1 protein-coding gene is annotated in these 338 nt (G+C 68.3%); it reads left to right on the plus strand.

All coding sequences use genetic code 11. The features are described from left to right. Positions 1–338, plus strand: a 338-nt coding sequence (locus IF11_RS0136155; protein ID WP_037729546.1) for a DMT family transporter, incomplete at both ends; no start/stop codon positions are given.

Below are 338 nucleotides of genomic sequence, written 5' to 3' on the forward strand. Positions count from 1 at the left end.
GTGTTCTACCGGTGCGTGTTCGGCGCCCTGTTCCTCGGCCTGTACTGCCTCGCGCGCGGCTTCCTCAGGAACCACGGGTTCACTCCCCGCAAGCTCGCCCTGGCCGCGCTGGGCGGCGTGTTCATCGTGTTCAACTGGGCGTTCCTCTTCGAGGCGTACGGCAGGACGTCCATCTCGGTGGCCACCGTCGTCTACCACACCCAGCCGTTCTTCGTGGTCCTGCTCGGCGCCCTGTTCTTCAAGGAGCGCCTCACGCGGCGGAAGGCGGGCTGGCTGCTCGTCGCCTTCCTCGGGCTCGTCCTCGTCGCCGGCGTCTCCGTCTCCGACCTCTCCGGGGA

The organism is Streptomyces scopuliridis RB72, from assembly GCF_000718095.1.
GTDB classification, from domain to species: Bacteria; Actinomycetota; Actinomycetes; order Streptomycetales; family Streptomycetaceae; genus Streptomyces; species Streptomyces scopuliridis.